The sequence below is a fragment of the Curtobacterium sp. NPDC087080 genome, from assembly GCF_044745105.1.
Taxonomy (GTDB): domain Bacteria; phylum Actinomycetota; class Actinomycetes; order Actinomycetales; family Microbacteriaceae; genus Curtobacterium.
Window position 1 is genome coordinate 468384 of the sequence record NZ_JBIUZP010000003.1, and the last position, 21568, is coordinate 489951.

The following is a 21568-nucleotide window of genomic DNA, read 5'->3' on the forward strand; positions in this document are numbered from 1 at the left end:
TCGGGACGTGCCCTGCCTGCGCTGGCACCGTTCCGGAGGACGTCGATGTTGACGTCAACATCGAACGACGTCACCGTAGCATGGCAACGTCAACATGCACTAGCGTTCGGGGAAGTCGAACGGAGGGAACACGTTGTCGACCGATCTGACCGCACCGCGTCGTGCGCCGTCGATGGCCGCGGTGGCCGATGCCGCCGGCGTCTCGATGCAGACCGTGTCGCGCGTCGCACGCGGGTTCGACAACGTCAGTCCGGACACCCGCGACCGGGTCCAGCGCGCCATGGACGACCTGGGCTACCGGCCGAACCGTGCAGCCCGCGCGCTGCGGTCCGGGCGGTTCCGGACCATCGGCGTGATCATGTTCACGCTCGCGTCGTTCGGCAACATGCGCACGCTCGAGGCGATCTCGGCAGCAGCGGCGGCCGCGGACTTCACCATCACCCTGCTGCCGATGGCGTCGCGCACCGGCGAGGGCGTCCGCACCGCCCTCTCCCGGCTGCACGAGCAGGCGGTCGACGGCGTCGTGATCGTCATCGAGTCGCACATCATCGACACCGCCGAGGTCGTGCTGCCGAGCGGTGTCCCGCTCGTGGTCGTCGACTCCGCGGGCACGACCGACCGCCCCTCGATCGACATCGACCAGGCCGAAGGTGCACGGCTCGCCACGCAGCACCTGCTCGACCTCGGCCATGAGACCGTCTGGCACGTCGCAGGCCCCTCGGCCTCCTACTCCGCCGAACGCCGTCTCGACGCGTGGCGGGAGACGCTGGAGCTCGCCGGTCGTCGGGTCCCGCCGGTCCTCCCCGCCGGGTGGTCGACGGCCGACGGGCACCGTGCGGGCCGGGAGATCGCAGCACGCCCCGACATCACCGCCGTCTTCGCGGTGAACGACCAGACCGCGCTCGGGGTGCTCCGGGCGGCGCACGAGGCCGGTCGCGACGTGCCGGGGAGCCTCAGCGTCGTGGGGTTCGACGACTTCCCCGAGTCGGAGTCGTTCTGGCCGCCGCTCACCACCGTGCACCAGTCCTTCGACGAGGTCGGGCGCCGTGCGGTCGCGACGCTGCTCGCGCAGATCGAGGGCACCCCGGTCCGGACGTCGACCGACCTCGTGCCGGTGCGCCTGGTCGAACGGGCGAGCACGGCACCCCCGCCGCGGGCCTGAGCGCTCCCGGCAGGCCTGGACGCTCGCGGCGGATCAGGCGGTCACCCGTGCGCTCCCGTGACGCAGGAGCAGACTGACCGCATGACCACCTTCAGCGCAGTGACCGTGCTCGGCGCCGGCGTCCTCGGCACCCAGATCGCCCTCCAGACCGCTCGACACGGCGTCCCCGTCGTCGTGTACGACATCAGCGAGGACGCGGTCGCCGCCGGTCGTCAGCGGCTCACCGGCATCGTCGAGCAGTACCTCGGCGACGTCGGGCAGGACGCCCGCCCGGACGCCGACGCGGCCGTCGCGCGGATCACCTTCGACACCGACCTCGCGCACGCCGTCGCCGAGGCGGACCTGGTCGTCGAGGCGGTGCCCGAGCGACTCGACCTGAAGCGCGACGTGTACGCACGCCTCGCCGAGGTCGCGCCGGAGCACACGGTCTTCGCGACCAACTCGTCGACCCTGCTGCCGAGTGCGATCGCCGACGCGACCGGGCGCCCGGACCGCTTCCTCGCCCTGCACTTCGCGAACCACGTCTGGCGGCAGAACACCGCCGAGGTGATGGGGACCGAGCAGACCGTCCCCGAGGTGTTCGAGCGCGTCGCGACCTTCGCCGAGGAGATCGGCATGGTCCCGATCCGCCTCCACAAGGAGCAGCCCGGCTACGTGCTCAACTCGCTGCTCGTCCCGCTCCTCGACGCAGCAGCTGCACTCGTGCTCCGCGGGGTCGCCGACCCCGAGACGATCGACACCACGTGGCAGATCGGGACCGGCAGCCCGGTCGGGCCGTTCCGCATGTACGACGTCATCGGGCTCCGCACCGCGCACGCGGTCGCGAGTGCCTCCCCCGAGCCGGGCGCGCAGGCGTGGGCTGCGTACCTGCAGTCCGAGTACCTCGACCAGGGCAAGTTCGGCGTCGAGTCGGGTGAGGGGTTCTACCGGTACCGCTGACCTGAGCACCCCTAGGATCTCGGGATGGAACTCGTCGCCCCCTCCCCCGAGTACTTCCCGTCCTTCCGCCGCGCCCTGCAGGAGTGGGACGGCGCCCACCAGGACGGTGCCGGGATCCGCGACGTCGCGGCGCTGCAGGACCGGGCGGGCTTCGAGCGCTGGGTCGAGCAGCTCCTCGCCGAGGAGACCGTCCCCGCCAGCCCCGAACACGTCACGTGCACCTACCGCTGGATCGTCGAGGGCGACGAGTACCTCGGCAGCATCGCCCTCCGGCACGAGCTGAACGACTTCCTCCGCTCGTACGGCGGGCACGTCGGGTACGGCGTCCGGCCCTCCGCCCGGGGGCGGGGACTGGCGTCCGCGGCCCTCGCCGAGGTCGTCCGCACGGCAGCCGAGCGCGGCCTGCCCGAGGTCATGCTGACGTGCGACGCGACGAACCCCGCGTCCCGCCGGGTCATCGAGCACGCCGGCGGCCGCTACGAGCGCAGCGTCGTCGACCCGGACGGGCACACCCTGCTCCACCACTGGATCCGCACGGGTGCGCACGCGCAGCCCGACGTCACCGAGGTGGACGTCGTCGGCGGCCCCGAGCCGCTCACCGTCGGGCTCCACGAGCACGACCCCGCCTGGGCCGGCCGGTACGAGGAGCACCGCGCACGGATCGCCCGCGCCCTGGACGGCCAGCACGTCACGATCGAGCACATCGGGTCGACGTCCGTGCCGGGACTCGCTGCGAAGCCGATCGTCGACGTCGCGGTCGCCGTGCCGGACGTCACCGACGAGGCCGCGTACCTCGCCCCGCTGCTCGACGCCGGGTACGAGCTCCGGGTGCGCGAACCCGGTCACCGACTCGTCCGGACGCCCGAGCGGGACGCACACGTGCACGTCTACGAGCACGGTGCCCCCGAGCTCGACGACTACCTGCTGCTCCGCGACCAGCTGCGCCGCGACGACACCGACCGGCAGCGGTACGAGGACACCAAGCGTGCGCTCATGGAGCAGTCGTGGGACGACACGAACGCCTACGCCGACGCGAAGACCGCCGTCATCGCGGACGTCAAGGCCCGCGCACGGGCTGCGGTCGTGCGCGTCCGTCCGGTCCGTCCGACGGACGCGGACGCCTGGCAGGACCTGTACGCCGGGTACCGCGCCTTCTACCGTCTGCCCGAGGACCCCGAGGTCGTCCGCACCACCTGGGAGTGGGTCTCCACGGGCGCGCACGGGCTGAGCGGGCTCGTCGCCGAGGACGCCGACGGCCACCTGCTCGGGCTGGCGGACGTGCGCCGGTTCGCCCGTCCGTCGTCGGCGACGACCGGCCTGTACCTCGACGACCTGTTCACGGCTCCCCGTGCCCGGGGCCGCGGTGTCGCGACCGCCCTGCTGCACGAGGTCGCCGCCACCGCCGCCGTCGAGGGCGCGAGCGTCGTCCGGTGGATCACCGCCGCGGACAACGCGACCGCGCGGGCGGTCTACGACCGGGTCGCCGCGGCGACCCCGTGGGTCACCTACGACATGCGGCCGTCCGCGGACTGACCGACCGGCGGACGGGAGGCGCGTGGCCGGACCGCACCGCGCCTCCCGTCCGGCGTGTCCTTGGCCGGGAGGCCCGTGGCCGGACCGCACCGCGCCTCCCGTCCGACGCGGACCGGCCACGCCGTCACCGTCCGGACACGAGCGAAGGGCACCGGTCCGCTCGCGCGGGCCGGTGCCCTCCGTGCTCACTCGACGCTCACCGGAGCGCTCGCCGAGGCGTTCGTGCGCCGACCGTCGTCGGCGGCGGCTCAGCCGATCGACACCGCGGTCCAGGAGACCGGGGGCAGCTCGATCGTGATCGTGTCGCCCTCGCGGCGGACGGTCTCGTTCGTGCGGAGCCCGACGCGCTCGCGGCCCTCCAGGTCGTTGACGGCGTGCACGTCGTCGTCCCAGATGCCCTCGGCGCGGACGTCGCCCTCGACGCCGATGCCCGCCAGGTCGATCGTCACCGTGGTGCTCTCGGTCTGGTGACGGTTCACCAGGAACACCGCTGCCTTCCCGTCCTCGACGGTGGCGGCGGAGTCGACCACCGGGACCTCGCCGTACTTGCCGCCGTCGACCGTGTCACCGGAGGCCTTGACCTGCAGCGACGTGCCGTTGGCGAGCCGCGAGGTGACCGAGAACGGGAAGAAGGTCGTCTGGCGCCAGGCCGGGCCACCCGGCTCGGTCATGATCGGGCCGATCACGTTGACGAGCTGGGCGAGGCTCGCCGACGCCACACGGTCGGCGTGGCGGAGCAGCGAGATGAGCAGACCACCGACGACGACCGCGTCCGCGACCGTGTAGACGTCCTCGAGCAGACGCGGGGCGACCGGCCACTCGTCGAGCGTGAACGTCTTCGCCTGCGCCTCCCAGCGCTTGATCGACCACACGTTCCACTCGTCGAACGAGATGTCGATCCGCTTGTCCGACTTCTTGTGCGCCTTGACGTGGTCGGCGGCGGTGGTGACCGTGTCGATGAAGTGGTCCATGTTCACGCCCGAGGCGAGGAACGACGACATGTCGTCGCCCTCCTCGTAGTAGGCGTGCGCCGAGATGTAGTCGACGTCGTCGTAGGTGTGCTCGAGGACGGTGCGCTCCCACTCGCCGAACGTCGGCATCGAGGCACCGGACGAACCGCAGGCGACGAGCTCGAGGTCGGGCTGGATCTGCCGCATGGCCTTCGCGGTCATCGCGGCGAGCTTGCCGTAGTCCTCGGCGTTCTTGTGACCGAGCTGCCACGGGCCGTCCATCTCGTTGCCGAGGCACCACATCTTGATCGCGAACGGCTCCTGGCGGCCGTTCGAGCGGCGGTACTCGCTGAGCGCGGTGCCGGCGTCGATGTTGGCGTACTCGAGGAGCTCGATGGCCTCCTGCGTGCCGCGGGTGCCGAGGTTCACGGCGAGCATGAGCTCCGAGTCGACCGCGTCGAGCCAGTGCTGGAACTCGTGCAGGCCGACCTCGTTCGTCTCGGTGGAGTGCCAGGCGAGGTCGAGGCGGCGGGGTCGCTGCTCGACGGGGCCGACGCCGTCCTCCCACTTGTAGCCGGAGACGAAGTTGCCGCCGGGGTAGCGGATCGCGGAGACGTTCAGCTCCTTGACGAGGTCGATGACGTCCTTGCGGAAGCCGTGCTCGTCGGCGGTCTCGTGAGCGGGCTCGTGGATGCCGTCGTAGACGTGGCGCCCGAGGTGCTCCACGAACCCACCGAACAGGCGACGGCGCACCGGCCCCACGGTGAACGCGGCGTCGAGGACGAGGTGTGTGCGGGGCATGGATCTCCTTCGATCTGCTGGGGGGTTCGTGCGGTGACGTGCGCGGCCCGTCACGAAAGTGAGCGCTCACGTCATGAGAACGCTAGCGGGTTCCGGCCCGTTGGGGAAGCGGTGGCACACCGGTGTCGTGACGTTCACGGAAGGGGTGGCGGCGACCCCGGTCGGCCGCTAATGTGAGCGCTCACGGAGCAACGACCGCTCCGCTCGGCCCGTCCCGATGGAGTGATGCCATGCCGATCCGACCAGCCGTACCCACCCCGCAGACCCGCGGCGGTGCCTTCACCCGGCGGACGCTGCTCGCCGGTGCCGCCGCAGGTGCAGCGGTCCTGCCGCTCGCAGCCTGCTCGAGCCCGATCGCCGCCGGCATCGCCGGTGCCCCGCTCAACCCGGAGACACTCGTCTTCTGGAACCTGTTCGGCGGCGGCGACGGCGTCCGCATGCAGACGATGGAGGACGGGTACGCGAAGCAGCACGGCGGCTCGTCCGCGCTGCAGGCCACCACCTTCGCGTGGGGCAACCCGTACTACTCGAAGGTGACACTGGCCACCGTCGGGAACAAGCCGCCGGACGTCGCCATCGCCCACCTCACCCGCGCGAAGCCGCTGTGGGACGGCGACCTGCTCGACCCGATCACCGAGGACGACCTGGCGAGCGTCGGCCTGAGCGCCAGCGACTTCAACCAGAAGGCCTGGACCGCGCAGAAGACCGACGGCAAGAACATCTGCATCCCGCTCGACACACACCCCTTCGTGCTCTTCTACAACGTCGACGTGTGCCAGAAGGCTGGCCTGATCGATGCCGACGGCAAGCTCAAGGACCTGAACGGCCTCGAGAACTTCGAGGACGCGATGGCCGCCGTCGCGAAGGTAACCGGCGGCACGGCGCTCAACGTGGCGAACGTCGTCCCCGAGACCGCGACCCCGTGGCGGTTCTTCTGGACGATGTACAACCAGATCGAGGGTGCGACCCCGTTCATCAGCGACGGCGGCGCGAAGCTCACGGTCAACGAGGACGCCTACGGCAAGGTCACCGAGACGACCCAGAAGTGGGTGCAGAACGGCTGGCTGAACAAGGCGCTCGACTACGCGACGGCGCAGTCGCTGATGTTCGACGGCAAGGCCGGCTTCTTCATGCAGGGCGAGTGGGAGATCAGCACCGCCCAGTCGATCAAGGGGCTGAAGTTCGGCATGGTGCCGATCCCGCAGCTCTTCGACAAGCCCGCGACCCAGGCGGACTCGCACACGTTCATCCTGCCGAAGAAGGACCGGACGCCCGAGCAGCGCAAGGCGCACATGCTCTTCATCAAGCAGATGCTCGAGCAGAGCCTCACCTGGGCCGAGGGCGGACACGTGCCGGCGTACATGCCGACGTTCGACAGCCAGCAGTACAAGGACCTCACCCCGCAGTCGAACTACGCGTCGGCCGCCGAGACCGCGGTCTTCGACGACGCTGCCTGGTACGGCGGCTCGGGCTCGACCTTCGAGGGCATCGTCGGCGCGCAGCTCGCCCTCGTCCAGCAGGGCAGCAGCTCCCCCGCCCAGGCGCTCTCGGCGATCAAGGGCCAGCTCGCGACCTACCTCAACACCCCGAGCCCGCTGTGACCGGGCACGTGATCCTCCTCGTCCCCGTGGACACCGCGCGAAAGGCACGATGACGTGACCGCTGCACCAGTTCTCACCCGCCCCACGGACGCCGCGACCGTCACCCGTCGTGCGCGGCCCCGCGCGAACTCGACGAACCGAGGGCAGGGCCGCTCCGGCTGGCTCTTCCTCGCCCCGTTCGGCCTGTTCTACGCGGCCTTCCTGCTCGGCCCGACGGTCTGGATGATCGTCACGAGCTTCTTCAACACCTCGACGGTGCGCACCGGGCTCGGCAGCTTCGCCGGGTTCGCCAACTACGCCGAGATGCTCGGGCGCAGCGACTTCTGGTCGTCGCTCTGGCACACGCTGCAGTTCACGCTGTACACGACCCCGCCGCTCGTGGTCCTGGCGTTCGTGTTCGCCGTGCTGACGAACCGGATGAACCGCGGCCAGTGGTTCTTCCGCCTGGCGTTCTTCCTGCCGTTCATCCTGCCGTCGGCGACGATCTCGCTCATCTGGGTGTTCATCTTCACCCCGGCGACCGGCCTCTGGGCGAGCCTGCAGACCGCACTCGGCATGACGCCCGGGTCCGGGATGCTGTCCAGCCCGAACACCGCGATGATCGGTGTCGCGATCGCCACGGTCTGGTGGACCCTCGGCTTCAACTTCGTGCTGTACCTGGCCGGTCTGCAGGAGATCCCCCGCGAGCTCTACGAGGCCGCGGCCGTCGACGGCGCGTCGAACTGGCAGCAGATCAAGTCGATCACGCTGCCGCTGCTCGGCCGCACGACGACGCTCGTCATCCTGCTGCAGATCATCGCGAGCCTGAAGATCTTCGACCAGGTCTACCTGATGACGAACGGCGGCCCGGGCATCTCGACCCAGGTCTCGCTGCAGCTCATCACCGGCGTCGGCTTCACCGACAACCGCCTCGGCGCCGCGTCCGCCGCGTCGGTACTCCTGTTCATCGTGATCGTCGCGATCGCGGTCATCCGGCAGCTCGTCGAGCGCGCTGCCGCCAAGCGAGAGATCGGGGCCTGACATGACCGCCACCGAGAGCATCACCACGTCGCGTCCGCGGAAGCTGCGCTCCGGCGTCTCGGCCGCAGCCCCAGCCAACGCCGCGAAGATCGGCGTCTCCGGCAAGGGCTTCAACATCGCGGCCGCGATCATCCTGACGGTGTTCGCGATCATCTGGCTCATCCCGAGCCTGTTCGCGCTGAAGACCTCGCTGTCCGACAACGGCGTCGCCGCCCTGGGCGCGAACGCGATCCTGTCGAACTGGAACCCGACGCTGCACTCCTACGCGTCGCTGTTCCAGGCCGGCGACATCTGGAACTGGTACCTGGCGAGCGGCATCACGAGCCTCGTGACCGCCGCCCTGACCGTGCTGTTCGCCTCGATGGCCGCCTTCGCGCTGTCACGCCTGGTGTTCCGCGGCCGGAACGTCGCGTTCCTGCTCATCATCCTGGGCATCATGATCCCGACGCAGGTCCTGATCATCCCGATCTTCCAGGAGCTCAACGCCGTCGGCCTGCTCAACACCTACTGGTCGGTGATCTTCCCGCAGGTGCCGGCCGTCATCGCGGTGTTCATCTTCAAGCAGTTCTTCGACGGCATCCCGAAGGAGCTCGAGGAGGCCGCGCGCATCGACGGTGCGGGCATGTGGAAGATCTACTGGTCGGTGATCCTGCCGCTGTCGCGCCCGGTGATCGCCGCGGTGACGATCCTGACCTTCGTCGGTGTCTGGAACAACCTGCTCCTGCCGCTGTTCGTGCTGTCGAACCCGGACCTCATGACCATCCCGGTCGGGCTCGCCACGGTGCAGGGCAGCTTCGGGCAGCGCTACGCCGACATCCAGGCCGGCGCGATCCTGGCGGCGCTGCCGCTGATCATCCTCTACCTGGTCTTCCAGCGGCAGATCGTGGAGGGCGTGACGGGCTCGGGCCTCAAGGGCTAGACGCCCCGCATCGACGCAACGGGAGGCACGGTGCCAGCTGGCACCGTGCCTCCCGTCCGCTTCCGCGCTTGGGCGACCCTTCCGCGCTTGGGTGACCCTTCCGCGCACGGGAGGCCAGAAGGAACGAACTGCCACGCGCGGAAGCGCTTCCTACTGCGCGCGCGATGGGTTGTTCCGTCCAGCGGGGACGCGGGTCAGAGCGGGTCGAGCCGCGTCCGCAGCAGGCAGAACTCGTTGCCCTCGGGATCCTGGAGCACGTGCCAGGACTCCTCGCCGGTCTGCCCGACGTCGGCGGGACGCGCACCCAGGGCGAGCAGCCGTTCGAGCTCGGCGTCCTGGTCCTGGTCGACCGGCGACAGGTCGAGGTGCAGTCGCAGGGTCTGGGTCGGTGCGTGGTCGACCCGGTTGAGGATGATCGTCGGGGTCGCACCGCCGAACCCCGACGCCGGTCCGATCTCGACGCCGTCGTCGTCCTTGCCGAGTTCGACGTAGTCCAGCACCGCGCACCAGAAGCGCGACAGCGCCTCGGGGTCGCGACAGTTCAGCACGAGTTCGCTCAGTCGGACGCTCATGCCCGCACGCTACCCGGCTCGGCTCAGACGGGGACGGCCTGCCGCGCCTCGTGCTTCCAGAAGCCGGAGAACGTGATCCGCGACTTCGGGACCCCGGCGCGGTGCAGGTGCCGACGGCCGGCGGTCGCGAGTCGCGACTCCCCCACGACGAAGGCGTAGACACGGTCGTCGCACGGCACGTGCCGCTCGAGCTCGGCGAGCGCCGCCCGCCCGGGGACCTCGTGCGGGTCGACGTGCTCGCGGACGATCCACGTGACCTCGACGCCGACGGGGGCGTCGAGCACGCGGACGTCGGCGGCGGTGGGGACCTCCTGGATGATGCGGCCGACGGCGTCACGGGGCAGCGACGCAGCGATGCCGACGACGGCGGGCAGCCCGGTCTCCTCGGCCGCGACGACGACCTCGCTCACGTCGTCCGGGCAGTCGAAGATGCGGCCCTGGTCGAGCACCGCGAGCTGGTCCCCCGGACGCGCCGCGCAGGCCCAGATCGCCGCGCCGCCCTCGAGCGCGCCGTCGACGTCGGTGTGGACGATGAAGTCGACGTCCATCTCGGCCGTGCCGTCGGGCAGGTGCCGGAAGGCGGCGACCGTGTAGTTCGCCAGGTGCGGGCGCTCGTCCTGCGGGATGGCGAGGTACTGGGGGTACCAGCGGGTGCCGTCGATCTCGGGCAGCGTGAAGGTGGACTGGTGCGGGAGCTGCAGGAACAGGCGGAACCAGTGGTCGTACCCGGCGAACGGGAACTCGTGCAGGTCGTCACCCACGACGGTCACCCGCTGCACCGACGGGGTGTGCCGGACGGAGTGGAGCACCCGCGCACGGAAGAGCCGGGGTGCCTCGGGCATGAGCCGCGGGATCTTCGCCATGAAGGGAAGGCTACCCTAAGCTGGTCCGCGTGCCATCCCCCGAAACCGTCCTGACGCCCGACCGGGCTGCCCGGACCGACGGCCCACCGCGTGCCGACGGCGTGCACCGTCGGGCCGTCCGCCGACGACTGCTCGTGGTCGTGGTCCTGGTGGTCGTGCTCGCCGTCGCCGCGGTCGCGAGCATGCTCCTCGGGAGCAACCGGCTCGGCGTCGACCAGGTGCTCGCGGGGCTGACGCGCTCCGGGTCGAGCACCGCGGAGGCCGTCGTGTGGGGGTCGCGCATCCCGCGGACCCTCATCGGTGCCGCGGTCGGGGCAGCGCTCGGCATCGCCGGACTCCTCATGCAGGGCCACACCCGCAACCCGCTCGCCGACCCCGGGCTGTTCGGGGTCTCGTCGGGCGCGGGGCTCGCGGTCGTGCTCGGCGTCTACGTCTTCGGCGTCACGAGCACCGGCGCCACGGTCTGGTTCGCCCTGGTCGGGGCCGTCGTGGCGAGCGTCGTCGTGTTCTCGGTGACCGTCGCCGGCAGCGGGACCGCGAGCCCGGTACCCCTCGCCCTGGCCGGCGCCGCCGTGTCCGCCCTGCTCGGGGCCCTCACCTCGTTCATCGTGCTGACCGACCAGGAGTCCCTCGACGCCTACCGGCTCTGGGTCGTCGGGTCGCTCGCCGCCCGACAGCTCGACGTGCTCGCGGCCGCGGCACCGTTCCTGCTCGTCGGCGCCGTGCTCGCGGTCTGGAACACCCGCGCGCTCGACGCCCTCGGGCTCGGAGCGGAGCTCGCGAAGGGCCTCGGCGAGAACGTGCTCGCCGCGCGGCTCGTCGGGCTCGGCGGCATCACGCTCCTGGCCGCCGGTGCGACGGCGGCTGCCGGTCCGATCGGCTTCGTCGGCCTGACGGTGCCGCACGTCGCCCGGGCCCTGGTCGGCACCGGCCACCGCTGGACGCTCCCCGTGTCGGCACTCGTCGGGGCTGCGCTCGTGCTCGTCGCCGACGTGGTCGGACGACTGGTCGGCGGGTTCTCCGAGGTCGAGGTCGGCATCGTGCTCGCGGTGCTCGGCGGCCCGGTGTTCGTCGCCGTCGCCCGACGTCGATCGCTGGTGTCGCTGTGACCGCCGCGACCGGCACGCGGCGCGGCGCCGACCGGCCGGACGCCGGCGCGAGCGCGGGACCGGGCACGCCTGGCACGGGCACGCCGGGCACGGGCCGTGCGCCCGCCGGCCGCCGCGGTGTCCGGATCGGACCGGTCGGCCTCGCCTGGCGCCCGCGGGTGCTCGGCTGGACGGTCGGCGCGATCGTGGTCGCCCTCGTCCTCGTCGTGCTCGGCGTCGCGGTCGGCAGCACGTTCATCGCCCCCGGCACCGTCGTCCGCGCGCTGCTCGGCGCCGACGACGGACCCGACGGCTTCATCGTCACGACCCTCCGGCTCCCCCGCGTCCTCACCGGCGCGCTGGTCGGCCTGGTGCTCGGGACCGCCGGCGCGCTGACGCAGACCGTCACCAGGAACCCCCTCGGCACGCCGGACATCATCGGCGTGACCTCCGGCGCGAGCGTCGGCGCAGTCGCCGCGATCGTGCTCGGCGGTGGCACCTACTCCGTGTCCTCGGTCGTCCTGAGCGGCGGGATCCCGGTCGCGGCGACCATCGGGGCACTCGTCGCCGCGGCCGCCGTGTACGGCCTCGGGTGGCGGGGTGGGGTGCAGAGCTACCGGCTCGTGCTCGTCGGCATCGGGGTGAGCGCCACGCTCGACGCCGTGACGAGCTACCTGCTCGTCCGCGCCAAGATCACCGTCGCCACCGCGGCGTCGCAGTGGCTCGTCGGCAGCCTGTCGAGCACCTCGTGGACGACCGTGTGGCCGCTCCTGCTCGTCGCCGCGGTCTGCGTCCCGATCGCCCTCGCCACCAGCGCCGCGCTCGGCATCGGGCAGCTCGGCGACGAGGTCGCGACCGGCGTCGGGCTCGGCGTGCAGCGGCACCGGCTGCTCGTCCTGGCGCTCGCGGTCGTCCTCACCGCCGCCGCCGTCGCCGCCGCCGGACCGATCGGCTTCGTCGCGTTCGTCGTCCCCCAGGTCGCCCTGCGCCTGGCCGGCACGAACCGCCCACCGCTGCTGCTCGCCGGAGCGCTGGGGTCGGTGCTCGTCCTCGGCGCCGACCTGCTCGCCCGTTCCGCCTTCCCGTGGCAGGTGCCCGTCGGCATCGTGACCACCGTCGTCGGCGCCCCCTACCTGATCTGGCTCCTCGTCCGCCACCGCAAGGAGATGTCCCGATGACCGCCACGACCGCGAGCACGAGCACAGCCCGCACCCACCGGGCCGGTGGCCTCGACGCGACCGGCACCGTGCCTCCCGTCCTGGAGGCCCGTGGCCTGTCGGTCGGCTACGACCGCGACCCGGTCCTCCGCGACCTGGACCTGCGGATCGAGCGTGGCACGGTGACGACCTTCCTCGGGGCGAACGGCTGCGGCAAGTCGACCCTCCTCAAGGCGTTCGGCCGCGTGCTGAAGCCGCAGTCCGGCGAGGTGCTGCTGGACGGCTCCCCGATCCGCAAGGAGCCGAACCGCGCCGTGGCCCGTCGGCTCGCGATCCTGCCGCAGACGCCGGTGGCTCCCGCGGGCACGAGTGTGCTCGACCTGGTGATGCGCGGTCGGAACCCGCACCAGAGCTGGGCGAAGCCGTGGACGGCGGACGACGCCGACGTCGCCGAGCAGGCCATCGCGGCGACCGGACTGACCCAGGTCGCGCACCGCGACGTCGCGAGCCTGTCGGGTGGGCAGCGGCAGCGCGCCTGGATCGCGCTCGTGGTGGCGCAGCAGGCGGAGACCCTGCTGCTCGACGAGCCGACCACGTACCTGGACCTGGCGCACCAGCTCGACGTGCTCCGCCTGGTGCGGCGGTTGAACCGCGAGCAGGGGTCGACCGTCGTGATGGTGCTGCACGACCTGACGCTCGCCGCGCGGTACTCGGACCGGCTCGTCGTCCTGCACGACGGCGGGGTCGTCGCGGACGGGACCCCCGACGAGGTCCTGACCCCCGCGGTGCTCGAGACCGCCTTCGGGCTGCACGCCCGCGTGGTGCCGGACCCCGTGACGGGCGCGCCGATGATCGTGCCCGAGGCCGACGAACCCAGCACGTCCGTCTGAGTCCGGCGCGGTGACGTGCCGCCGCCCCGGCGGCCTGGTCGTCACAGGCTGGCGGTCCTCACAGAGTTAGGTTAGGCTCTCCTAACGTGAAGATCCCCCGCCGCGGCTCCCTGCGCGCCGCCCTCGTGACCTCCGTGGCCGTCCCGGCCCTCCTGCTCGCCGGTTGCTCCGGAGCGAACGGCTCCGACGACTCCGCCCGATCCGGGGACACCGCCGGCAACGCCTCGACCGCCTCCGGTCCCTGGTCGTACGAGGACGCCACCGGTGCGACCGTGAAGACCGACAGCACGCCGAAGCGCGTCGTCGTCCTCAACGACATCGCCATCTCGTTCATCGAGTACGGTCTGCGTCCGGTCGGCACCTTCGGCCAGCTGACCATGGCGAAGGACGCCCGCTTCGACGACCTCGACACGGACGGCATCACGCAGCTCGGCCAGGCGTACGGCGACATCGACCTCGAGCAGCTCGCAGCGCTCAAGCCGGACCTCGTCGTCACGTCGGTGTACCCGACCGACGAGAAGGGCACCCTCGACGAGACCCAGCCCGGCTACGGCTTCAAGGACAAGGAGCAGGAGCAGCAGGTCGAGGCCATCGCACCCGTCGTCCAGGTGAAGTGGGGCGGCAAGGGCGAGGACGTCATCGAGAAGATCGCCGGCCTGGCCGAGTCGCTCGGTGCGCCCGAGTCGAAGGTCGAGGCCGCCGAGGACCGCTTCGACGAGGCCGAGGACACCCTCGAGCAGGCCGCGAAGTCGAGCGACGTGTCCGTCGTCTCGATGTACGCGGACCGCGACGGCGCGTACGTGACGCGTCCGTCCGACGAGCCGACCCTGCAGATGTACTCGTCGTTCGGCGTCGACTTCGTGGAGCCGAAGCCGAAGGGCTTCTACTGGGGCATCTACTCGTGGGAGAACGCCGGGCAGATCACCGGTGACGTGATCCTGCTCTCGCAGCAGGGCTACCAGGTCGCGGACCTCGAGAAGCAACCGACGTTCGCCGAGAACCCGGCGCTCGAGGCGGGCCAGGTCCACAGCTGGACCTTCCCAGCGCTCGACTACGCGTCGCAGGCCGACTACATGACGAAGCTCGCGGGCTGGCTCACGGACAGCAAGAAGGTGTCGTAGCCGCGATCGTCGCGGACGGGAGGCACGGTGCCGGCTGGCACCGTGCCTCCCGTCCGTCTCGGGCGACGTCAGCCGGCGGGCAGCGCCGCGTTCACCGCCGTCTGCGCCTGCCGCCACACGGCAGCCCGCGACCCGGCGTAGGTGCCGCCCTGACCGCTCCCGACGGACCGCAGGTTCGTCTTCCCACCGTCGGTGTTGCCCTGCCAGTACGCCGTCACCGCGCGCGAGGTCCCGCCGACGAGCCAGATCTGGTCCGCCGCGTCGGTCGTGCCCGTCTTGCCGAACAGCGTCGCCCCGTCGGGCGTCTGCCCACCGGTCGCCGTGCCGCCGCGGAAGGCCCCCTGCATCACCGCGAACGCCTCGGCGGCGACCGAGGCCGAGACCGCCCGCGTGCAGGACCGCGGCTGCCCGCCGAGTGCCGTGCCGTCGGGGCCCGTGACCTGGTCGACGACGACCGGGGCGCAGGTCACGCCGCCGTTCGCGATGCCGGCGTAGGCGGCCGCCATCGTGAGCGGGGCGATGCTCGTCGTCCCGAGGATCGCCGCCGGGTTCGCCGGCAGCTCCCCACCCGTCGCCGGGTGGACACCGAATCGCGCGGCGGTGTCCCGGATGTCGCAGAGGTCGAGCTGCGACGCCATGTCCGCGTACGCCGCGTTCACCGACTGCGCCGTCGCCGCGCGGACGGAGTACGGCCCGGTCTGCCCCGGCGAGTCGTTCTTCGGGTCGTACGGGGTGCCCAGCGTCACCCGCTGCCCACACTGCGTCCACGTGCTCCGGGCCTTCCGCGTGCCGTCCACCACGGTGTCCGGGCTCCGGCCGGACTCCAACCACTGCAGCAGCGTGAACATCTTGTAGGTCGAGCCGACCTGGAAGCCCTTCGATCCGCCGTTCGACTCGTCGGTGGCGTAGTTGAGCGAGGTCGCCGTCGCCGGGGCGTCCGCGGAGCGGTCGAAGTCCTTGTTCTGCGCCATCGTCAGCACCCGCCCGGTCCCCGCCTCGACGGTGTCGAGCGTGGCACCGAGGGCGAGACGGCTCTCGGTCGCGGGGTCGTGCAGGGCGAGCAGGTCCTTCTGCCGGGTGTTCAGGTCGAGGTCGAGGGTGGTCTGCACCCGGTAGCCGCCCGTGCGCCAGGCGGCGGCGCGCGCATCGGGGTCGGCGCCGAGCTGCGGGAGGTCCTGCGCCACCTGTTCGGCGTACGCGCAGAAGAACTCCGCGCCGCGGACCGCCGACTCGCACCCCTGCTGGGGTGCGGTGAGGTGGACGTAGTCGGCCGGACGTGACGCGAGCGCCGCGGCGAGGTCCGCGTCGCTCAGGTGCCCCTGGTCGTGCATCGATCGGAGGACGACGTCACGCCGGGCCTGGTTGTCGGCGTGGTGCTCGGGCGTCGACAGGTCGCGGCGCTCGGGCCACTGCACGATGGCGATCAAGGACGCGGCCTCGGCCGGGGTCAGGTCCGTGGCGTCCTTGCCGTAGTACCGCTGCGAGGCCGCCTGCACGCCGTAGGTCTGGTCGCCGAAGTAGGCGATGTTCAGGTACGCGGCGAGGATCTCGTCCTTCGAGTACTCCTTCGCGAGCCCGATCGCCAGCTTGACCTCGGCGAGCTTGCGCTGCGCACTCTTCTCCGTCGCCTCGCGGTGTCCGGCCTCGCGCTCCTCGACGGTCGGCAGTTCGCTCGCCTGCTGGATCTTGATGTTCCGCACGAGCTGCATCGTGATCGTCGAGCCCCCGGAGCCGCCCTGCCCGCCGGAGGCGATGACGCTCGCGACCGACCGCACCAGGCTCGTCGGGTCGACGCCACCGGTCTCGCGGAAGCGCTTGTCCTCGCCGTCGATCGCGGCGTGCTCGAGGGTGTCGCTGATCTGGTCGAGCGACAGTTCCTGCCGGTTCTGGTCCCACACGTCGACCAGGTGCACGGGCTGCCCGCCCTGGTACGCCCAGATCTCGTTCCGCTCGGGCAGGTCACCGATCTCGATGTACTCCGGCATCGAGTCGAACAGGTCGATCGCCGAGGTCGTCCCCACCCCGGCCACCGCGAGCACCGGCGTCACGCCGACCCCGACCAGCAGCCCCGCCAGCACGCTGCCGCCGACGAAGCCCAGGGCCGCCCCGGTCGCACGTCGCATCGTCATGTCTCCCCCTCGTGGTCCCGCCCCCGTCGTCCGGTGGCGTCGGGTGACCCTCCCAACGCTGGTCGGGCGTCCGCCCGGGGTTCCCCGGGGAGGACCGGCACGACCGCTGGGAAAGGACCGAGTCGGTACGGATCGTTACCGGAGGGACCCCCGCCGTCACCGTCCCGTGACCCGACCGTGACCGAACCGTCACCCCGCGGTCGTCGGTACGCTCGGCTGATGGGGACCGGGCAGTGGCACGAGGACGTGCTGGGAGCCCCGTTCGAGCGCCTCGAGCTCCCGCTCGGCGAGGACCGCGAAGGGCCGGTCGTCGCGACGCTCGTCCGACGACGGCGATCGCCGAACGACCTGTTGCTGCACGCCCGCGGGCCGCTGCACGGCGTGGACGTGCTGTACGTGCACGGCTGGTCCGACTACTTCTTCCAGGTGGAGCTCGCGGAGCACCTCGAGCGGCTCGGTGCGCGCTTCCACGCCCTCGACCTGCGGAAGTACGGCCGGAGCCTCCGGCCGCACCAGACGCCCGGGTTCGTCGACGACCTGGCCGTCTACGACGAGGACATCGGTGCCGCCCTCGACGCGATCGCCGCCGAGCACCACGGCGGTCCCCGTCGACGGCTCGTCCCGATGGGGCACTCCACCGGTGGTCTCACCCTGTCGCTCTGGGCCGCGCGGCACCCGGAGCTCGTCGACGGCCTGGTGCTGAACAGCCCGTGGCTCGAGTTCCAGGCGAGCGCGCTCGGTCGGGCGATCGTCGCACCGGTGATCAAGCTCGGCGCCAGGCGGAACCCCCTCGCGCCGATGCCGGCGGTCGACCCGGGCTTCTACACCCGCACGGTGTCCGCGACGGGCGACGGTTCGTGGACCTACGACCAGCGCTGGCGACCCGAACGGGGCTTCCCGCTGCACCCCGGGTGGCTCGCCGCGGTGTTCACCGGGCAGGAGCGGGTCGAGCACGGGCTCGGTCTCACGGTCCCGACGCTGGTGATGCTCAGCGACAAGAGCATGCTGCAGCCGCGGTGGGACGACGGGATGGCACACGCGGACGTCGCGCTCAACGTGGACGTGGTCGCGCACCGGGCGTTGTCGCTCGGTGACGAGGTGACCGTCCGGCGTCTGCACGGAGCCCTGCACGACGTGGTGCTCTCGGCGCCCGACGTCCGCGACCAGGTCTGGGACGTGCTCGGTCGCTGGGCCACCACGCTCCCGCGCTGACGGCATTCGCCGCCGGCCGCGGGTCGGCAGCTCAGCCCGACGCGGCGCCGACCGACCGCACCGCCACCCGCGCCGCCGCGGCCACCAGCGCGTCGGAGGGCTCGGCGTCCGCGCCGGCACCGTCGCGCGTGGTGAACACCACGAGCACGATCGGGTCCCGGCCGGGAGGCTGCACGACCGCGATGTCGTCGCGCACCCCGTACGACGCCGTCCCGGTCTTGTCCGCGACCGACCACCCGTCCGGCACGCCGGCCCGGATCGTGCCGTCGCCGGTGGTGGTCCCCGCCATCGCGGACCGCAGCAGCGCCCGGTCGTCGGGGTCGAGTGCGTCGCCGAGCAGGACCGCGCGCAGGTCGGCTGCCGACTGCGCCGGGGTCGTCGTGTCGCGCGGGTCGCCCGGGACCGCGGTGTTCAGGTCGGGTTCGACGCGGTCCACCCGGGTCACGTCGTCCCCGATCCCGCGCAGCCACCGGGACACACCGCCGACGCCGCCGAGCCGGTCCACGAGCAGGTTCGCCGCGGTGTTGTCGCTCTGCCGGAGTGCGGCGTCGACCAGCGCTCGGACCGTCATGCCCTCGTCGACGTGCTGGCTCGTCACGGGTGCGTAGGCGAGCAGGTCGCCGCGGCCGTAGTGGACGACCTCGTCGAGGTCCGCGCCGCTCGACCGGTCGAGGACCGCCGCGGCGATGAACGCCTTGTTCGTCGACGCGAACGCGAAGCGCTCGTCAGCTCGGTACCCCGTGCTGCTGCCGTCCGCCGTGTCGATCGCGACGACGCCGACACGGGCCGCGTACTGCTGCTCGAGCGCGGCGAACGCACGGGACGTCGCCGCGTCCGCCGTCGGGGTCGGTCCCGTCGTCGTGGTCGCGGTCGCCGACGCGGTCGGCGCGCCGCTCGCCGAGCTCACGGTGCCCGCACCACCGCTGCCGCTGCAGCCCGCGAGCGTCAGCGCGGCGACCGCCGCGACGGTGGCCAGGGTCGTCCTCGTCGTCCGCACGCGGACGAGCATGCCGACCCCACCCGCGACCCGCCTGGACGTCGCACCCCGGCGCGGACGTCGCGCGCCCGCACACCAGGGCGCGACGAGCGCCAGGGGGCGCCGTCGGCCAGGTCCGCAACGGTCGGACGGGAGGCACGGCGCTCGTCCGCCACGCGCCTCAGGTCCGGCGCGGGCGGACGGGAGGCACGGTGCACGCCCGCCACGCACCTCCAGGCCGGCCGTGTCCGGACGGGAGGCACGGCGCAGCGCCGCCCCGCGCCTCCCGTCCGGTGGGCGGTGCGTCAGGACCGCGACAGGCGCGTGACCGTCGCGTGCGCGCCGTCCTGCAGCAGGCCGTCGAGCGCGTCGCGGTACGCCGCGACGAAGCGCTCGTCGTCGACCAGGTCGCCGAACACCTGCCGATCGCGCAGGAAGGCGAGCCGGTCCTCGCGCTGCTGCCGCGCAGCAGCGGTCAACCGGTCGGCGAGGCGGTCGACGACCTGGATCGGCTGCCCGTCCTCGTCGGTGCCCTCGGCGTACCGCGCCCACGACGCGACGATGCCGGCCGACAGCGCCACCGGACCGCCGGACGCGAGGTTCGCGCGGACGACGGGCAGCAGCCACTTCGGGATGCGATCGCTCGACTCGGCGCACAGGCGGGCGAGGGTGTCGCGGACCTCGGGGTTCCGGAAGCGCTCGATGAGTGTCGCCTGGTAGTCCGCGAGGTCGATGCCCGGCACGGGGTGCAGCGTGGGCGAGGCCTCCTCGTCCATGTACCGGCGGAGGAAGGTCGCGATCGCCTCGTCCTGCGTGGCCTCGTGCGCGTACCGGTACCCGGACAGGTACCCGAAGTAGCACATGCCCTGGTGGCTGGCGTTGAGCAGCCGGAGCTTCATCAGCTCGTACGGTTCGACGTCCTCCACGAGCTGGACGTCGGCGTCCTCGTACCGCGGACGACCGGCGGGGTGGTCGTCCTCGAGCACCCACTGGAAGAAGGGCTCGGCGACGACCGGCCAGGCGTCCTCGATGCCGAGCTCGTCACGCACCCACGCCCGGTCCTCGTCCGTCGTGACCGGGGTGATCCGGTCGACCATCGAGTTCGGGAACGACACGTGCTCGTCCATCCAGTCGGCGAACGCCGGGTCCTGCAGACGTGCGTAGCTCGTGAACATCTGCCGGGCGACGTGTCCGTTGCCCTGGATGTTGTCGCACGACATCACCGTGAACGGCTCGAGGCCCCGGTCGCGACGACGTCGGAGCGCCTCGACCACGAGGCCGAAGACCGTCCGCGGCGGAGCGTCCCCGCGCAGGTCCGCCGCGACCCCCGGCTCGTCCGCGACGAACTCCCCCGTGACGTGGTCGAAGTTGTAGCCGCCCTCGGTGATGGTGAGGCTGACGATCCGCGTGTCCGGGTGCGCCATCTTCTCGACGACGGCGTCCGGGTCGTCGACGGCGAGGAGGTACTCGACGATGCTGCCGACGACACGGGACTCCCGGGTGCCGTCCGGGTGCTTGAGCACGAGCGTGTACAGGCCGCCCTGCTCGTCCATCGCTGCGGCCATCCGGCGGTCCTGCTCGAGGACACCGACGCCGCAGATGCCGTACTCGCGCGCCTCGCCCCGCTGCAGCAGCCGGTCGAGCACCATCGCCTGGTGCGCGCGGTGGAAGCCGCCGACGCCGAAGTGCACGATCCCGGTGGTGATGCCGTCGCGGTCGTAGGTGGGGACCGCGACGCCGTTCGCGGCGATCTGGTCCAGGGTCTCCGGGCTCAGGCGGACGGGCATGGGTACTCCTTCGTACGGCGGTCGCGAGCACCCAGTCTGTCAGTCGCGACCGGCGGGCGGAACCGGTGTGCAGAACCGGCGTTCCCCACGCGCGTGGTGATCCCGGACCGCGGTCGGACCGCCTCGGGGGACGAACCTGAGGGGTCACTCGGAGAAGGTGCACCGAGTGCATCGATGCACCTAGTGTTGTCAGACGTGACCACCACCGACCGTCGTGCCGCCCTCAAGGCGAAGCACCGCGCCGCGATCCTGCAGGCTGCGCGCGACCTCGTCGACGAGCGCGGTGGTCGGGGGTTCAGCGTCGACGACCTCGCGTCCCGCGCCGACGTCGCGCGTCGGACGGTCTTCAACCACTTCGCCTCGCTCGACGAGGTCCTGCTCGCGGTGTGCGAGCAGGAGCTGTCGGTGATCATCGACCGGTTCCTCGCCGACATGGCACGGACCCCAGTCGGCGACGGCAGCAGGGCGTCGATGTTCGAGGAGCTCGAGTCCGCCGCACGCGGCGCCGACCTCGCACCGGCGATCTCCGGCATGTACCGGATCATCGGCGAGCCGGGCAAGGAGGACCCGAAGGCCGCGGTCCTCACCCAGACCGCGTTCTCGCGGGTCACCGACCGGCTGCGCGACGAGGTCGCCCGACGGCACCCCGGCGCCGACCCGCTCGACACCGCGCTGCTCGTCGACTCGCTCATGAGCGGCATCGTCGTCATCGCCGACCACTGGCTCACCCACGACGGCCCCGACCTCACGCCCGCGTCGCTGACCGCCTGGGACGCGCTGCTGAGCAGACTCGTGCACAGCGTCCGCTCCGGCTACATGCCGGCCTCCTGACCACTCCCCCCCGGGGT

The 21568-nt window shown here is 71.9% G+C and carries 18 protein-coding genes; 12 read left to right on the forward strand and 6 right to left on the reverse strand.

What is annotated here, in order from left to right; genetic code table 11:
• Nucleotides 1-172: 172 nt before the first annotated feature.
• The 3 genes from ACIPEQ_RS10510 (at nucleotide 173) to ACIPEQ_RS10520 (ending at nucleotide 3634) form a co-directional block, all read left to right on the forward strand.
• Nucleotides 173-1162 carry a LacI family DNA-binding transcriptional regulator gene (locus tag ACIPEQ_RS10510; RefSeq protein WP_126891489.1) on the forward strand — a complete coding sequence of 330 codons (990 nt, stop codon included), beginning with the start codon at nucleotides 173-175 and terminating at the stop codon, nucleotides 1160-1162.
• Between the two features lie 81 nt (nucleotides 1163-1243).
• The gene (locus tag ACIPEQ_RS10515; RefSeq protein ID WP_402715096.1) at nucleotides 1244-2101 is read left to right on the forward strand and encodes a 3-hydroxyacyl-CoA dehydrogenase; all 858 of its coding nucleotides are present in this window, start codon (nucleotides 1244-1246) and stop codon (nucleotides 2099-2101) included.
• Nucleotides 2102-2125: 24 nt separating this feature from the next.
• Entirely contained in the window at nucleotides 2126-3634 is a 1509-nt protein-coding gene (locus ACIPEQ_RS10520; protein WP_402715097.1) for a GNAT family N-acetyltransferase, read from the forward strand.
• A gap of 248 nt (nucleotides 3635-3882) precedes the next feature.
• Here the strand turns inward: ACIPEQ_RS10520 and ACIPEQ_RS10525 are convergent, their stop codons facing one another.
• The gene (locus tag ACIPEQ_RS10525; RefSeq protein WP_402715098.1) at nucleotides 3883-5385 is read right to left on the reverse strand and encodes an alpha-N-arabinofuranosidase; all 1503 of its coding nucleotides are present in this window, start codon (nucleotides 5383-5385) and stop codon (nucleotides 3883-3885) included.
• Nucleotides 5386-5615: 230 nt separating this feature from the next.
• Between ACIPEQ_RS10525 and ACIPEQ_RS10530 the strand changes: the two genes are divergently transcribed.
• From ACIPEQ_RS10530 to ACIPEQ_RS10540, 3 genes are read left to right on the forward strand one after another with little or no spacing between them, the layout of a single operon-like run.
• Nucleotides 5616-6986 carry an extracellular solute-binding protein gene (locus ACIPEQ_RS10530; RefSeq protein WP_402715099.1) on the forward strand — a complete coding sequence of 457 codons (1371 nt, stop codon included), beginning with the start codon at nucleotides 5616-5618 and terminating at the stop codon, nucleotides 6984-6986.
• Nucleotides 6987-7040: 54 nt separating this feature from the next.
• The gene (locus ACIPEQ_RS10535) at nucleotides 7041-8006 is read left to right on the forward strand and encodes a carbohydrate ABC transporter permease (RefSeq protein ID WP_402715100.1); all 966 of its coding nucleotides are present in this window, start codon (nucleotides 7041-7043) and stop codon (nucleotides 8004-8006) included.
• Nucleotide 8007: 1 nt separating this feature from the next.
• Complete coding sequence (locus tag ACIPEQ_RS10540; protein WP_250367895.1) at nucleotides 8008-8925, forward strand: carbohydrate ABC transporter permease; 918 nt, start codon at nucleotides 8008-8010, stop codon at nucleotides 8923-8925.
• Nucleotides 8926-9119: 194 nt separating this feature from the next.
• Here the strand turns inward: ACIPEQ_RS10540 and ACIPEQ_RS10545 are convergent, their stop codons facing one another.
• Nucleotides 9120-9497 carry a VOC family protein gene (locus tag ACIPEQ_RS10545; protein ID WP_209679008.1) on the reverse strand — a complete coding sequence of 126 codons (378 nt, stop codon included), beginning with the start codon at nucleotides 9495-9497 and terminating at the stop codon, nucleotides 9120-9122.
• 23 nt (nucleotides 9498-9520) lie between these two features.
• Nucleotides 9521-10360, reverse strand: a complete 840-nt coding sequence (locus ACIPEQ_RS10550; protein ID WP_402715101.1) for a siderophore-interacting protein — start codon at nucleotides 10358-10360, stop codon at nucleotides 9521-9523.
• A 29-nt stretch (nucleotides 10361-10389) separates the two neighbouring features.
• On the opposite strand from ACIPEQ_RS10550, the gene ACIPEQ_RS10555 reads away from it, so the two are divergent.
• The 4 genes from ACIPEQ_RS10555 to ACIPEQ_RS10570 all read left to right on the forward strand — a co-directional run bounded on the left by ACIPEQ_RS10555 (nucleotide 10390) and on the right by ACIPEQ_RS10570 (nucleotide 14616).
• Nucleotides 10390-11469 (forward strand): iron ABC transporter permease, encoded by a 1080-nt coding sequence (locus ACIPEQ_RS10555; protein WP_250367894.1) that lies wholly within the window; start codon nucleotides 10390-10392, stop codon nucleotides 11467-11469.
• Nucleotides 11466-12626: a FecCD family ABC transporter permease gene (locus tag ACIPEQ_RS10560; RefSeq protein WP_402715102.1), complete on the forward strand. Its 1161-nt coding sequence runs from the start codon at nucleotides 11466-11468 to the stop codon at nucleotides 12624-12626. Before ACIPEQ_RS10555 ends, ACIPEQ_RS10560 begins: the two co-directional genes overlap by 4 nt.
• Nucleotides 12623-13495, forward strand: coding sequence for an ABC transporter ATP-binding protein (locus ACIPEQ_RS10565; RefSeq protein WP_402715103.1), 873 nt, complete (start codon nucleotides 12623-12625; stop codon nucleotides 13493-13495). Before ACIPEQ_RS10560 ends, ACIPEQ_RS10565 begins: the two co-directional genes overlap by 4 nt.
• A gap of 86 nt (nucleotides 13496-13581) precedes the next feature.
• A complete protein-coding gene (locus tag ACIPEQ_RS10570; protein ID WP_402715104.1) occupies nucleotides 13582-14616 on the forward strand; it encodes an ABC transporter substrate-binding protein in 1035 nt (344 codons plus the stop codon).
• A 68-nt stretch (nucleotides 14617-14684) separates the two neighbouring features.
• Here ACIPEQ_RS10570 and ACIPEQ_RS10575 read toward each other — a convergent pair whose 3' ends face one another.
• Nucleotides 14685-16745: a transglycosylase domain-containing protein gene (locus ACIPEQ_RS10575; RefSeq protein WP_402715105.1), complete on the reverse strand. Its 2061-nt coding sequence runs from the start codon at nucleotides 16743-16745 to the stop codon at nucleotides 14685-14687.
• 219 nt (nucleotides 16746-16964) lie between these two features.
• On the opposite strand from ACIPEQ_RS10575, the gene ACIPEQ_RS10580 reads away from it, so the two are divergent.
• The gene (locus tag ACIPEQ_RS10580) at nucleotides 16965-17957 is read left to right on the forward strand and encodes an alpha/beta hydrolase (protein ID WP_354027535.1); all 993 of its coding nucleotides are present in this window, start codon (nucleotides 16965-16967) and stop codon (nucleotides 17955-17957) included.
• A gap of 31 nt (nucleotides 17958-17988) precedes the next feature.
• Here the strand turns inward: ACIPEQ_RS10580 and bla are convergent, their stop codons facing one another.
• Nucleotides 17989-18966, reverse strand: a complete 978-nt coding sequence (gene bla, locus ACIPEQ_RS10585; RefSeq protein WP_402715106.1) for a class A beta-lactamase — start codon at nucleotides 18964-18966, stop codon at nucleotides 17989-17991.
• Between the two features lie 272 nt (nucleotides 18967-19238).
• On the reverse strand, nucleotides 19239-20720 hold the full coding sequence (locus ACIPEQ_RS10590; RefSeq protein WP_402715107.1) for a mannitol dehydrogenase family protein: 1482 nt from the start codon (nucleotides 20718-20720) through the stop codon (nucleotides 19239-19241).
• Between the two features lie 195 nt (nucleotides 20721-20915).
• On the opposite strand from ACIPEQ_RS10590, the gene ACIPEQ_RS10595 reads away from it, so the two are divergent.
• Nucleotides 20916-21551, forward strand: coding sequence for a TetR family transcriptional regulator (locus ACIPEQ_RS10595; protein WP_402715108.1), 636 nt, complete (start codon nucleotides 20916-20918; stop codon nucleotides 21549-21551).
• Nucleotides 21552-21568: the final 17 nt, after the last annotated feature.